We start from the raw sequence: 13,490 nt of genomic DNA, 5'->3' as shown, positions 1-13,490 counted from the left end.
AGATAGAGGAAAGCGGATAAGTCTTTCGAATTGAGTTAGCCAATAACCGTGTACCTTTACGTATGAATCGGAAAAAAAATTGGGAGCGGCTGCGGCAGGAAACATTTGATATCTGTATCATTGGCGCTGGTGCCAGTGGCGCTGGTGCGGCCCTGGACGCAGCTTTACGCGGTTACCGCGTAGCCCTCATTGATCGGGGTGATTTTGCCGGAGAGACCTCCTCCCGGTCTACCAAGTTGATTCATGGCGGGGTCCGCTATCTGGAACAGGCGATCAAGAAACTTGATTTAGCGCAACTACGGCAGGTACGCCACGGATTGGCCGAACGCCGGACCGTCATTCGAAACGCTCCGCATCTGGCGCATCCGTTGGCTATTCTAACGCCCGTATTCAGTTGGTTCGAGGGTATGTATATGACCATCGGTCTGTCGCTCTATGATTTTATTGCCGGTCATGATGCCTTCCCCAAAGGCAGCTGGCTTAATCAGGCACAGGCGCTGGAAAAAAGCCCGATGCTAACGCGTCAGATGCACAGCGCGGTACTGTATTACGACGGTCAATTTGACGACGCCCGTTACGCGCTTGCCCTGGCTCACTCGGCCGACGAAGCCAGTGCTGCGGTCGTTAATTATGCGGCTGTTACCGATTTTAGCCGGGAGAAAAGCCAGCTCAAAACGGCTCTTGTTCGGGACCAATTGACGGGCGAAACTACAACCGTTCGGGCAACCGTATTCTTAAATTGTACAGGCCCTTATGCTGATGGAATCCGGTTGCTGGCCAACCCTGCTCTGGAGCCGCGCATCCGGCCCAGCAAGGGTGTTCACATTGTACTGCCCCGCGAAACGCTGCAAAGTGACTACGCCATACTGATTCCAAAAACGAAAGATGGGCGGGTCGTTTTTGCCATTCCATTCGGCGATAACGTGTTTGTGGGAACGACCGACAACGATTATTCGGATTTGGCGCTGGAACCGGTTTTGGAGCCCGGTGAAGTTGATTACCTGCTCGAAACCGTGAAGCCTTATCTGGCAAAAGAGCCTCTGCGTACGGAAGTGCAGGCCGGTTTTGGCGGCATTCGTCCACTGATCGTCAGCAGCCGCGCCGATACAAAAACATTGCTTCGCGATCACGAAGTAGAACATGATTCAGAATCGGGTTTGCTGAGTTTGCTGGGCGGCAAATGGACGACCTACCGGCTAATGGCCCAGGACGCGGTTGACCGGGCTGGCGAACTGCTGAAGAGACCGGTTTCCGGTCGTACGGAAACGCACTACCTGGTTGGTGGCGAGGGATACCGGTTTGACGATTGGCAGGTGTTGCAAAGTCAGTACGGCTTGCCAGCCGATGTTTGCCAGCACCTGATGCGAACGTACGGAAATCGGGCGGAGCGCGTCGCTCAACTAGCTCAGACCCAATTACTACTGGCTGAAAAGTTAACGGATCGTCAGCCCTTCATCAAAGCCGAAGTTGTGTACCAGGTGCGGGAAGAAATGGCCGTTACTCTCCGCGATGTGCTGGCTCGCCGATGGCGGCTTGAATTGTCTAACTGGCAGTTAACCGCTCAACTGGCGCAACCAGTAGCCAATTTGATGGGCAGTGAACTAGCCTGGGATGATGCTCACCGGGTCGGGCAGATACAGGCGTATCAGAATTTGCTGGAATCATTCATCAAACAGGCCGGTCTAACGGCCAGCCAATCCGTAGTAGAAACCAACTGAGCGGTATTCAGTGGTATCAATTTTAGTTGTGAATTCATCCTATGGGGCTAATTAACTCTACAGAGCACCCTTTGCGCTCTTAAGTAGTTGGGGGTAATCAGCAGCAGAAGGGGGGGGTAATCAAAGATTTCAATAACGGTCAACTCCCACCCATATCATACGGTCATTTGCGGGTCAACTACACAAATAATTCATCGAGAATTTCTTCTGCTGTAAGTTTATGGTTCATAATAAGAGAGATTCTTGTTCCAAAATAAATCTGCACGCCCAACGCTTCGCTCAACTCTTTCACTAGTTGAATACCCAACGGTTTTTGATGATCGTGGACACGTTCATTCCAACCAATACCCGTATTTCAACAGGCAATAGCAACATTGGAAAGCACTCACTGGCGCCAGTACGGCATTTCGGCCGATGTAAAGAGCAACTTGCGGTTTTGAGCGGGCTGGGCCGTTCCCGTCAACTCAAAGTGCAGGTCAATAACTTATCAATAAGATCTATGCTATTTTGGGTATGTTTTTAAAGTATTCTGGCGAAAAATTGGTGATTGATAACAAGTTATTTTACTGTCGAGGTATAGTAGTATATTTTTGTATTGGTCTGTTATAATAATCGTTAATCGATTTTGTGTAAGAGTAAACTTAAGGCTTTGTGCCTATCCAGAAATCAATTTTCAGCTACACAAATTTGACTGAAGTAATCAAGCAACGGAGATCATTTCTGCGTTCCCGTTTGCTTGATTACATAACGACTTCTGCCAGCACCTACCAGGTTCGTTTGCTCATCACTTTGTCTAATTCTGGTTTGGTCATGGTGCCTAGTTCGGGGTGCTTACCAAGCCAGGTAAGGAAGTTCGTTTTGATCTCATCGGTCCACTGGCTGTCGATTTGACCAGTTGTGTACTTCCCCGATTTAACCATTTCGAAGCCGAACTGGTCCTTACGCGTAACAAATTCGGCTGTGCTGACAACCTGCTCGGCCAGGTGAGCAGGCACGAACAGAACGCCTTCCCGCTGAGCAATGACCAGATCGCCGGGCAATACCATCACACTGCCAATGCGAATAGGGGCGTTTAAGCCCATCAACACCATCTCTTCCAGGAAGGAGGGATGGAAATCCCGAACAAAGGCGTTAAATCCCTTGATATTCTGCAGTTCCTGTAAGTCGCGGGCAGCTCCGTTAAAAACGACTCCATTTCCGGTTTTGCTGAAAATGGCGTTGCCCAGCGTAGCGCCCATGAGAGTTCCTCCGCCAATTTTGCCGAAAGCATCGGCTACATAGACATCGCCTTTGGTCAGCACTTCAATGGGCCAGGTATTGGTATTGCCTTTGCGGCCTTCTTTAGCGATACCCCGCTCCTTAATCGTTTTCTCGACATCGGGTCGGGTCGGCATAAACATTGCCGTAACGGCCCGGCCGGTAACAGGTACGTCGTCGTGGATCAGCTTCCAGTTTCCTTCGAACTGGTTGATATAACCTTCATTTTTTAAGACGGTCCAGGCATCATCAATCCCGATGTGTTTGGCTCGTTCAACCAGGTCGTCCGAAATTTTCGGCCGCCCATCCGGGAACCGATCCCCTTTCCACGCTGAGGTTAAAAAGACCAGTTCGTCTTTTGGTATAGTTTGCCCCAATGACGAGTGGTCGATACAGAATACTGTGATACACGATACTAAAAACGCAATGCGGAATTTCATTCGTCCGGTCAATTAGTGAAATAGTAAGTAAGCCTAAAATCAGTGCGTTGCCGGACCGTACCCGGCCAACATGCGGGGCCTGATCCCGCAATGACCATGTTACGATTCGACAACGCACCAATTTACAACGTATATGCTTAATTAATGGCCTTCTTTGGCCAGGTAGCTGTCAATATCTTTCTGCGTGATGGCCAGTTTCTTCGGATACTTACCAACCCAGGTTCTAAACTCGCCTTTGATTTTGTCGGACCAGTCGCCGTGAATTTCGCCCGACGGGTATTTGCCTTGCTGCAAAAGTACCCGTTCGAATTCGTCACGGAGCGCTGTCATTTCAGAGGCTGAGACCAATCCTTCTACCAGGTGAGCCGGAATAAATACGGTGCCGTATTCATTGGCAAACACCGCATCACCGGGAATGACCGTTACGTCTCCAATCCGGATCGGCGCATTGATGGATGTTGGGGTCATGTCTTTAATATAAGACGGATCATGCCCCTTCACCCAGGCGTTGAAGCCTTTGGTATCCTTGAGTTCCTGCATATCCCGCACCGATCCGTAGAAGATGACACCTTTACCTGTTTTTCCGTATATGGCGTTGCCCAGGCTCGACCCAATCAGGGTGCCATCTTTAATCTTGCCAAACCCATCCGCTACGTAAATATCGCCTTTGGTCAAGATATCGATTGGCCAGATATTGATACCTCCCTTCTGGGAGCGGCCCTCTGCTTTACCCTGCGCCCGCACCAGGCTGTCGAGGTCCGGACGAGTCGGCATAAACTGGGCTGTTACCGCCCGACCGGTCATGGTCTCGCCGGGTTTGAGAATGATCCAGTTTTTCTCGACCTGATTCCGGTACCCTTTTTTACCCAGATACCCCCAGATCTGCTCCAGCGTACAGTTGGCCAGCCGCTCCAGAACGATATCCGGAATCTTGGGACGGCCGTCGGAGAAGCGTTCGCCTTTCCAGTCGGCGGTCAACGCTTTGACGTATTCTGGCGACGAGCCTACCCGTTGGGCCTGGGCGACAAAGCTCCCCATGAGGGTAATGGCCGTAGCAATTAGTAACGTTCTTTTCAACATGGTTTTGGTAAGGGTTAATGGGTTGAGGAGAGGAGTAAGTGCTTGATTGAGCGGGCAATGCAACCTGCCAATAGCGCATCACTGTTCTGCATGAATGAAAGAAGGATTGAGCAAGAGAATTTTAATCAAAAAGACGGCGGCATAAGTAAAATACTGGTATAACCCTACTTATGTAACTATTGAACAACGTTCTACTCCATTGCGCCCGGTGGGTGGTAAACCTGAACCGAAACACGCTATAACCGCCATAAACTTCTGAATCCTTTTTCCTATGAAGAACATTTTCTCCCGATTGTCGGCCTCCGATAATTCCTCTGACCGCCGTGGCTTTTTGCGGAATGCTGGCTTAGGCGGCCTGTCCCTTGGTTTTATGTTCGACAAGCAAACCGCGTATGCTGCCGAACAGGAAATGGAATACATCACCCAAAAAGTGCCCCGTGACTCGAAGCCGGCCGATCTGAAAATCACCGATATGCGGGTTGCCGTGTTGAATGGGGTTCCTTTCAGCAGTCCCATCATTCGGATCGACACCAATCAGGGGCTTGTGGGTTGGGGTGAGGTGCGCGACGGGGCCAGTGCCAACTATGCGCTGATGTTGAAAAGTCGGTTGCTGGGCAAGAATCCCTGTAATGTAGAGCAGATCTTTAAACAGATCAAACAGTTTGGTGGCCAGAGCCGTGCGGCTGGTGGCGTTTGTGGCGTTGAAATGGCCCTTTGGGATTTGGCCGGAAAAGCATACAACGTTCCGGCTTATCAACTGCTGGGGGGAAAATACCGCGACTTTATCCGGCTGTATGCCGATACGCCCGAATCCAACAGTTACGAAGGGTTTGCCGAAAACATGAAGAAGCGCCGGGATCAGGGGTACACCTTCCTAAAAATGGACTTCGGTATCGGGATGCTGGCCGACCAGCCAGGGATGCTGGTCAACGCCAATAACTGGAGTGTAAAGCAGCAGTGGAACGATCGGGAGTCGGGCAAACTCGGTAATTATGCCAACACAAAACACCCCTTTACCCGAATTCAGGTCACCAAGAAAGGCCTGGACAGACTGGTTGAACACGTTGGTAAAGTGCGCGAGATCGTTGGATACGATACGCCTTTGGCCGCCGATCACTTTGGTCACTTCGATGTGAACACCGCCATTCAGATTGGCAAGGCTATGGAACCCTTCCGGCTGGCCTGGCTCGAAGACCTGGTGCCCTGGTTCTATACCGATCAATGGAAGCAGATTACCGATGCCATTGACACTCCAACGCTGACGGGTGAGGATATTTACCTGAAAGAAGGATTTATTAAACTCATCGACGCAAAAGCCATCGACATGATCCACCCCGATCTGGCTTCGTCGGGCGGCCTGCTCGAAACCAAGAAAATTGGCGACTATGCTGAAGAAAAAGGCATTCCGATGGCTATGCACTTTGCCGGTTCGCCTATTTCCATGATGGCCAACGTACACTGTGCCGCTGCTACCGAGAATTTCGTAGCCCTCGAACACCATGGCGTGGATGTGGTTGGTTGGGAAGACCTGGTTACGGGTATGAAGCCAATCGTTGAGAAGGGTTTTGTCAGAGTACCCGATAAGCCCGGCCTGGGTGTCGAATTGAACGAGGAGGCTGCCAAAAAATTCCTCAAGAAAGGCGCTACCTGGTTTGCTCCAACCGATACCTGGAATACAAAAGACTCCGCCGACCGCGAATGGAGTTAATCCTGTAACGTGGTGGTGCCGCATTCCGACATCCTGTCCGCCTGTCCGCTAAGTTGATCGTAAACGGGTTCAATTCAGCGGCTGTGCAGACAGGATGTCAATGCTACGTTTACGTTAATAAATCTTGCAGTGCCGTCCGCAAATCGGCCTGTTGGTAGACAAAATTCGTCTCGTCGGCAATCCGTTTGTTGAGTACGTAATTGCCACCGGTAACAACGATCGCCATTTCGCCGTACAATAGTTTGATCGCAAAGTTTGGGATGTTCGGCAATAAAATAGGGCGGTGCAGTACCTCTGCAATGGCCCGAGTTAAGGTTTCGTTCGTAACAGGATTCGGGGCAACCGCGTTGTAAACGCCTTGCCAGGTCTCATCGGAAAGGCCCTGGATAAAGAGTCGACACAGATCGTCGAGGTGAATCCAGGAAATGTATTGCTGACCCGAGCCGATCGGTGCACCAGCACCCAGCCGAATGGGTTGCGCTAATTTAGGCAGCGCTCCCCCTTCCGACATGAGTACTACCCCAATTCGGAACTTTACGGTACGGATACCGAGTGCTGCTACCTGCTCTTCCGAACGTTCCCAGGCCCGCACCACCTGAGCCAGAAAATCAGATCCTCCCTGGCTGGTTTCCGTAAGCGGCCGATCGGCGGTGTCGCCCCCATAATAGCCGATGGCCGAGGCACCCATAAATGATTTAACATGGTGCGGGTTTTTCGCCAGTGCCTGCACCAGCAATTCTGTCGATTGCGTACGGCTGTTCAGAATGTCGTCCTTCCGCTCATCTGTCCAGCGCTCATCGGCAATTCCTTCACCCGCGAGGTGAATGATATGATCGGCCGTGGCAATGGCCTGCGGGTCGATATGTCCTTTTTTGATATCCCATTGATAGACACGCACATCGGGAATGGAGTTCGGTGATGGTCCGTCACTACGGCGGCTCAATAACGACACCTGATACCCTTCCTGTTTGAGCAGTTGTGTTAGGCGACGGCCGATGGAGCCTGTGCCACCCGTAATTAAAACTGTTTGATTCATACGTCAGCAGATTAGTTGGTGGGTATAGCCACATAACACACCAAGGGGGGCTGGTGTTCGTAAAGTGAGGGACTAGACCTGCCACTCTTTGGGCAAACTCAACTGCCGGGCGTACTGGGCGGGAGCGGTATAATGCACCCAGCTCAGCAGCTTGTTGATCTCATCGGCAAACTCGATATGGTAGTCGGGGTCGAGTTTCAGGGCTTTTTTCAACACCTGATCGGTGCGTTTCGCAATGTACTCGGCAGCTTTGTCGGAGCGGGAGTTGTATTTCTGCAACAGGTGCGCGTTGTGCTCGTAGAAGGTGTTGAGCAGGCACAGCATCAGTTCGACTTCACCATATTTATCTTTGGTTACTTTGAGGTGACGGCTGATATAACCGCTTGCCGTGCGCATATCCATCATCAGCCAGCCAGGCGTATCGGCATGAAGCCGGGAGGTGCGGTCAATGAATTCCCGAATCAGGCTGCGCCGTTCGTCGATGGTTTTGCCCTCTTCAATCAGCTCAAATTCAAGCTTTTCTGTCAGTACGGCATCTTTCGCAATTAGCCGGAGCAATAATTTATCTTTCTCCCCGCCCGGCATGCGAACGATAGCTTTTTTGAGATCAGGGTTGAGTGCAGGCATGTTGCTTACGGTTGAATGAGGGAATGCATCAATGAGTGAATGGCTTCTCAGCCCGCTAAGTTATAAGGATACAGAAGACACCTGGTTATTTGAGCCTATTCACTAAGTCACTCAGTCAAAATTCTTAATTATACCCCTACCGTATCACCTTCGTCGGTGCGAATTTTGTCTTCGATGTAGGCGATGATGTGGGCGGCAACGTCGATACCGGTGGCATTTTCGACGCCTTCCAGACCGGGGGATGAGTTGACTTCCAGCACCAGAAGGCCTCGGTCGGAGGGAAGCATATCGACACCGGCCACTTTCAGGCCCAGGGCTCGGGCGGCAGCAATGGCCGTTTGCTCTTCATGAGGAGTAAGTTCGACGGCAACGGCGTTACCGCCCCGGTGAAGGTTAGAGCGGAAGTCGCCTTCCAGGCCCTGGCGTTTTATGGCCCCAACTACGCGACCACCCACCACAAACGCCCGAATGTCGGACCCTTTGGCTTCGGCGATGAATTCCTGAACCAGAACATTCTTTTTCAGGCCGTAAAACGCTTCAATGGTCGATTTGGCGGCTTTGGTTGTTTCGGCGAGTACTACGCCAATGCCCTGCGTTCCTTCCAGTAGTTTGATCACAACGGGTGGGCCGCCAACAAGGTGGATGAGCTGGGTGATGTCGCCATTCTTCGGGTGATTGGCAAACATGGTTTTGGGCAAACCAACACCCGCTTTGGAGAGGACCTGTAAGCTGCGGAGCTTATTGCGGGAGCGCATGATGGCCTGCGATTTACCCGTTGTAAAGACGTTCATCATCTCGAATTGCCGCACAACCGCGCAGCCATAGTCCGTTACGGAGGCCCCAATGCGGGGAACAATCGCATCGAACGAGTCTAATTCCTGTCCTTCATAAAGCACGGATGGTTTGCCGCCTTCGATCATGACGTGGCAGTTCAGGTGATTTACCAGAACTCCCTCATGACCACGCCGATTAGCGGCTTCGAGTAGTCGTTGCGTCGAATATAAGTTCGGATTGGCCGATAAAATGGCAATTCGCATTGATGTAGTGATCAAGTAGTTGTGAATAGTTGTCCGCGAATAGTAGTGAACGATTTATTCGCTTTCTGACGGAGTGGATAACGTGCAGGCTTTCCGGGCGATCTTGGCTTCGTACGACAGATTTTTCTCGGACACATCGACGATGAATCGATTTCGGAGCAGTTTTCGACCTAAAAGTACCGGGTTTTTTAGTTGTTCGCGGTCTGCCAGGGTGAACTCTGCCCGAATGGTTCGGCCGAATAAAACGATACGGGTGGTAATGACATAGCGCAATTCGGCGACCCCAAACGAGTTGCGAATCATCCGCTGACTGAAGTGATCACTGCGGAATTTCCGGGCTGGCAACCCTGTTTTGTCGATTAGCCAAAAAGTTAGTTTTGTTGTCAATCCCGACTTCACCAGCCGGACATCTTTGCAATGAAGCGCCGACGTAAAGGCACCCGTATCGACTTTCGCCTGTATGTCGAACAACCCCAGATCTGGAAAATCAACCAGATCGGTCATGCCGATAATTTGCTTAGGCTTGGGTGTACGGGCTTTCATGGAAATTTTTTACTGACGCTATATGCCGTAAACTTTTTGCGCTTACGTGCGGATCAAGCGGCTGAATGTGAGCGACATATCGAGCATGATCATTTTGGCGCGGGCATTTCGTTCGAGGTGATAAGCGGCTTCGTTGAGGTCATGCACAATGTGCTCGATGTGGTTGATGGTCAAAATCTTGGAAAAGTTCTTCACAAAGGCCATTTCGTCATCAGGCAACCGCAGTAGTTCGGCAGCTCCCTGTTGCCACAGAAACAAATCGCGGTACAGTCGAATGCTGTAATCGAGCAACCCTTTCTGTTTCTCCTTGCTAAAACCATCAAACTGGTCGGCCTGTTTAACGAGCGCGATCAAATCCTGCCGATAACAGGTCCGCATCCATTCGGCGAACCAAACATGCTGGTCCGGTCCGGCGTCCCGGGTCGAACTGGTGTCGTGCTGGCTTAGCTGCAAAGCTTCGGCCAGGTTACCATCGGCCAGGTAAGCGAGTCGGCGGGCGGTTGTTTCGTCCTGATTCAGGTGCTGGCGCAGGTAAGTAGCTACTTCTTCGTCCGTGAATGCTCTGACAGCTACGCGCTGGGTTCTCGACAGAATGGTGATCAGCAGCTTATCCGACTGGTTTGTTACCAGCAGAAACAGCGTTTGCGCCGGTGGCTCTTCCAGTACCTTCAGCAGCGCGTTGGCCGAAGTCACGTTCATGAGTTCTGGTAACCAGATGAGCATAATTTTGTACGCGCCTTCGTATGCTTTCAGGGACAGCTTTTGCAGAATATTCCGGGCTTCTTCGGCCGAAATATTCCCCTGTTTATTATCGGCTCCAACCGATTCGAGCCAGTCGGGCAGCGTACGGTAGGGCGAACTGAGCAAAAACTTCCGCCAGTCGGTCAGATACGTTTCCGATGTTTTCCCCTTTCCCTGATTCGTGACGGGGAAAACCATGTGTAGATCGGGGTGCACGAGTTTCTGGACTTTGATGCAGGATGCACACCGGCCGCAGGAGTCCTCGCGCTGTTTGTCTTCGCAGTTGACATACTGGGCCAATGCCAGCGCCAGTGCCAGATTCGCGCTACCCGTTGGACCATCGAAAAGCAGGGCATGCGCCAGGTGGTTGGATTGCACCGCCCGCAGCAGCATTTGCTTGGTTTCGTCGAGGCCGATTATTTCTGAGAATTGCACGTTGGTTTCAAGGATGAATGATAACTGCTCGGGAAACTATGTATGCGAGTGCTTTCTTTTGTGGTGGTGTCGGATACTTATATTTGACACGGCGAGGTTTTAAGAAACCTCGTGAATATCGGTTTTGAGGAACCTCACAGCCTCAGGTTTAAGAACCTGACGCCACAAAAACGATAAATGATTCATGATGAGCAACCAGACACGCCCCCTTTTATTCCCCATAGATCATCGAAAAAATGGATCGAAGGACGGCTTCTTCTGCGTCGTCAAATGCCTTGCCGCGCCGGATAAAAGCTTCTCTGGCCACGTGTATCGCCTTCTCGATGCGGTAGGGGGTTATTCCTTCGGCGGCACCGCCCCACGAAAAAGAGGGAATGTGTTTGTGTTGAAATCCCGCGCCAAACACGTTTGCACTGACACCCACCACAGTTCCCGTGTTGAACATCGTACTGATGCCTGCTTTGGTAAAATCACCCATCATCAAACCACAGAAAATCCGTCCCGTATCTTCCAGTCGGTCAGTGGCGTAGGAGTGGAGCTTCACGTTGCTGTAATCGTTTTTCAGGTTCGAGTTGTTGACGTTGGCGCCCAGGTTGCACCATTCGCCAATGACCGAATTGCCCAGAAAGCCATCGTGCCCTTTGTTGCTATAGCCCAGAAAAACGGAATTGCCCACCTCACCACCCACTTTGCAGAAGGGCCCGATGGTGGTATTGCTACGCATTTTTCCTCCCCAGTTCACGGTCGAGCCTTCGCCGAGCGAAAACGGCCCGATCACGACGGAGCCTTCGCTGATGGTGGCATCACGTCCAATGTAAATGGGGCCGCCTTCCGCATTCAGGATAGCCGCCCGAATGATAGCGCCGGGTTCAACAAAGATGTTTTCTGGCGCGTAACACCGGGTGAACGGATCGGTAATTGGTTCGGATGTTCGTCCGGCTGTTAATTGGGCAAAGTCGGCCCGGAGTTGATCCCCATTGTGTACGAAAATGTCCCACAGATTGCGGACAATCGTTAGTGGTTCCATAAACGTGCGGAACGGATAGCCGTCGTTTACGGTGGGCGTTGCCGATAGGGTCTTTGTTGTCCGTACGGCCAGAATCAATCCGTCGTGGGTAATCAGGCCTGTATTGGGCGGTAGGCTCGACAGGGTGTCGACCAGCGCATCCGTCGGGCATACGGCTCCATTGATATACCAGTTATCGGCACCTGCGTTCTGCGGGAATTTGGCCTGTAAATAGGCTTCGGTCAGGTACGCAGGTGTTTGTTCCAGCTTATTCGCCCATTTTTCGGCCAGCGTCAGCGTGCCGATACGAATACCCGCCACCGGCCTCGTAAACGTAAGGGGCAGCAACGCTGTGCGAATGACTGGATCGTCGAATAAAATCAAAGTCGGCATTGAAGACATCAGGAGAATCAGGCGGCAAATATCCAACCTTAATCTGGAAAAAGAGAACGTATGAAACGGTACTTTTGCGAAAATATGGCAGTCCTATCCATCGACAGTATCATCCAGCGAATTGCTGATTTGCAGGACGAAACGGGTCTGTTTGCTTCCTTTCGGCATAACCCAGCGGTATTCTACCGTCGGCCGGATACCAACGTTTTCTTTACGGCCGTAACGGTATTCACGTTGCAGCATCTCCGCCCGGTCGTCTCATTCGAAAGTCAGCAATTGATCGATCGGATGGCGAATCGGGCGGCAATGGCTTACCCCCGCTTTCGGAATAAAGATGGGCTGAATACCTATAATTTCTGGCCTACACGTCCCTCACAGCACTTTTCCAACGGCTACATTTTTCGCCATTTCGAGCATTTTCGTATTCCCGACGACATCGACGATACGGCCATGGTGTACCTGACCGCCCCACCTGAGCCAGCCGAACGCCTTTGGCTGAAAGACAAACTGGGGCAGCACGCTAACGGGAGCCAGCCGCAACGCATCCAAAACACCTACCCTGAGTATCGGCCGTTGCGGGCTTACTCGACTTGGTTTGGGAAACACATGGGCGTTGATTTTGATGCCTGCGCGTTGAGCAATATGCTGTACTGTATTTACCAGTATGCCTTGCCTCGCAACCAACATGATACGGATTCACTGGCGTATCTGCGGTTCATTGTCGAATCGGGCCGGTATTTATCCGCGCCATTTCGATGTGCCCCCCATTATGCGCGGACCTCACTCATCATTTACCATTTGTCGCGACTCATGGCGGCTTTTTCGATTGCCGAGCTGGAGCCCATCCGCCCGCGCCTGATTGCCGATGCCCGTTCGTTGGGAGCGATTGCTCCGAATCGGGTGGAGCGGCTGTTGCTGGCAACGTCCCTGCACCGATTAGGGCAGGCCGTTCCCGCCATTGATCTGAGTGCCATTGAACACGATTTTGCCGGTTTTCACTTCTTCATTGCGGGATTGCTAACGGCCTACGAACAACCCTGGTTACGTCGTTTTGCCGACCGCCCACTCATGCAGATGCGCTGGCAATGCGAAGCCCATTGCTGGGCGCTGGTAGCGGAATATGTTTCTTTAATAAAGAATGACGAGTTATGAATAATGTAGGCTGTAAACGTAAACTACCGGGGCTAAACGAAATCGACGGGCAATGTATAAAGATGTAGCTTTACAAACATAAGTACTCAAGTTAATTTGCTTTAGAGTATTCCCCATAGGGTTTTTGTCATGCTGACGCAGGAAGCATCTTCGTTAGGCTACTTTAAGATGCTTCCTGCGTCAGCATGACAAAAAATAAGCCAACCTATTTTTAACGAGTTACTTATAAATGAGCAATCAATGATAACGCATGGCCAGTCGGCTTTACTGACGCTTTGTTACAATAAACTCGTTACTACGGGTTTGATATTCCTTGC

General features: G+C 51.3%; 11 protein-coding genes. 3 read left to right on the top strand and 8 right to left on the bottom strand.

All coding sequences use genetic code 11. The features are described from left to right. Positions 1–62 precede the first annotated feature (62 nt). Positions 63–1,718 carry a glycerol-3-phosphate dehydrogenase/oxidase gene (locus ACYU8Y_RS26745; protein WP_460941281.1) on the top strand — a complete coding sequence of 552 codons (1,656 nt, stop codon included), beginning with the start codon at positions 63–65 and terminating at the stop codon, positions 1,716–1,718. A 764-nt stretch (positions 1,719–2,482) separates the two neighbouring features. Here the strand turns inward: ACYU8Y_RS26745 and ACYU8Y_RS26740 are convergent. Together ACYU8Y_RS26740 and ACYU8Y_RS26735 are read right to left on the bottom strand one after the other, a co-directional pair. Further along, positions 2,483–3,415, bottom strand: a complete 933-nt coding sequence (locus ACYU8Y_RS26740) for an RraA family protein (RefSeq protein ID WP_460941280.1) — start codon at positions 3,413–3,415, stop codon at positions 2,483–2,485. 141 nt (positions 3,416–3,556) lie between these two features. Further along, on the bottom strand, positions 3,557–4,495 hold the full coding sequence (locus tag ACYU8Y_RS26735) for an RraA family protein (protein WP_460941279.1): 939 nt from the start codon (positions 4,493–4,495) through the stop codon (positions 3,557–3,559). 271 nt (positions 4,496–4,766) lie between these two features. On the opposite strand from ACYU8Y_RS26735, the gene ACYU8Y_RS26730 reads away from it, so the two are divergent. After that, the gene (locus tag ACYU8Y_RS26730; protein ID WP_460941278.1) at positions 4,767–6,203 is read left to right on the top strand and encodes a mandelate racemase/muconate lactonizing enzyme family protein; all 1,437 of its coding nucleotides are present in this window, start codon (positions 4,767–4,769) and stop codon (positions 6,201–6,203) included. A gap of 109 nt (positions 6,204–6,312) precedes the next feature. Here ACYU8Y_RS26730 and ACYU8Y_RS26725 read toward each other — a convergent pair whose 3' ends face one another. From ACYU8Y_RS26725 to ACYU8Y_RS26700, 6 genes are all read right to left on the bottom strand, one after another. Then, positions 6,313–7,239, bottom strand: coding sequence for a TIGR01777 family oxidoreductase (locus ACYU8Y_RS26725; protein ID WP_460941277.1), 927 nt, complete (start codon positions 7,237–7,239; stop codon positions 6,313–6,315). A gap of 72 nt (positions 7,240–7,311) precedes the next feature. Continuing rightward, positions 7,312–7,866 carry a hypothetical protein gene (locus tag ACYU8Y_RS26720; RefSeq protein ID WP_460941276.1) on the bottom strand — a complete coding sequence of 185 codons (555 nt, stop codon included), beginning with the start codon at positions 7,864–7,866 and terminating at the stop codon, positions 7,312–7,314. Between the two features lie 128 nt (positions 7,867–7,994). Beyond that, positions 7,995–8,903: a 30S ribosomal protein S6--L-glutamate ligase gene (rimK, locus tag ACYU8Y_RS26715; RefSeq protein ID WP_460941275.1), complete on the bottom strand. Its 909-nt coding sequence runs from the start codon at positions 8,901–8,903 to the stop codon at positions 7,995–7,997. A 54-nt stretch (positions 8,904–8,957) separates the two neighbouring features. Next, positions 8,958–9,446, bottom strand: a complete 489-nt coding sequence (locus ACYU8Y_RS26710) for an ATP-dependent zinc protease family protein (protein ID WP_460941274.1) — start codon at positions 9,444–9,446, stop codon at positions 8,958–8,960. A gap of 42 nt (positions 9,447–9,488) precedes the next feature. Beyond that, positions 9,489–10,622: a DNA polymerase III subunit delta' gene (holB, locus tag ACYU8Y_RS26705; protein WP_460941273.1), complete on the bottom strand. Its 1,134-nt coding sequence runs from the start codon at positions 10,620–10,622 to the stop codon at positions 9,489–9,491. Between the two features lie 211 nt (positions 10,623–10,833). After that, on the bottom strand, positions 10,834–12,021 hold the full coding sequence (locus tag ACYU8Y_RS26700; protein ID WP_460941272.1) for a putative sugar nucleotidyl transferase: 1,188 nt from the start codon (positions 12,019–12,021) through the stop codon (positions 10,834–10,836). Positions 12,022–12,105: 84 nt separating this feature from the next. Here ACYU8Y_RS26700 and ACYU8Y_RS26695 point away from each other — a divergent pair, with 84 nt between their 5' ends. Further along, positions 12,106–13,173, top strand: coding sequence for a hypothetical protein (locus ACYU8Y_RS26695; RefSeq protein ID WP_460941404.1), 1,068 nt, complete (start codon positions 12,106–12,108; stop codon positions 13,171–13,173). Positions 13,174–13,490: the final 317 nt, after the last annotated feature.

The organism is Spirosoma humi (assembly GCF_054776575.1).
The sequence above is the reverse complement of the archived record's forward strand: the minus strand, read 5'-3'. Positions and strand labels throughout refer to the sequence as shown.